Annotated in this window: 2 protein-coding genes; both read left to right on the top strand. The window is 45.5% G+C overall.

The features are described 5' to 3' along the window. On the top strand, positions 1 to 342 hold a 342-nt coding region (locus R7Q46_RS28125; protein WP_318078430.1), incomplete at its 5' end, for a DUF1214 domain-containing protein. Between the two features lie 151 nt (positions 343 to 493). After that, positions 494 to 618: LysR family transcriptional regulator (locus R7Q46_RS28120; protein WP_318078431.1), on the top strand; the 125-nt coding region annotated here is incomplete at its 3' end.

Here is a 618-nt window from a genome sequence, read left to right as displayed (position 1 = left end):
AGCACTGGTCAAAAACTGGATGGTTCGAAGCATGATTACGTGATGCGCTTTAAAGCGCCGAACGTCAGCGAATTCTGGTCTGTTACTATTTACGGCAACGACAACCGTTTGATGGCGAAAAACGACCTAAACCGTCACAGTCGTGGCGACCGAACCATGAAAGCGGACAAAGACGGTTACTACACCATTTACATGAGTGCGAACGAGAAAGGCCGTGCAGACGATCCAAACTTCTTGCCAGTACCTGAAAAACCGTTCTACGCCATCATGCGTTTCTACGGAGCTGACGATGCAATCCAAAGTGGTGAGTATCAAATGCCTGAAATCAAAGTAGTTAAGTAATTCGTTTTAACGAACCACTGCTCTGTCGCCTCCTTAGCTCGTAAGTGCGTTAAGGGGGCTTATTTCAAGGTGGGTGTCTAGGGCGAACATCTAGCCCAAAAATCAAAGAGCCCCCCACTCAATCTAGTGATTATTTTTATTTAGGTATCGTATGGATTTTAATCTAATCCAAACCTTTTTAATTGTTGCTGAATATCAATCTTACTCTCGCGCCGCAGAGCACCTAGGGCTAACTCAGCCAGCGATTAGCGCATCCATGAAGCGTTTGGAAAAAGA

It is taken from the genome of Vibrio sp. 811, from assembly GCF_033339195.1.
Note: the sequence above shows the minus strand (reverse complement) of the source record. Positions and strands in the feature narration are given on the sequence as shown.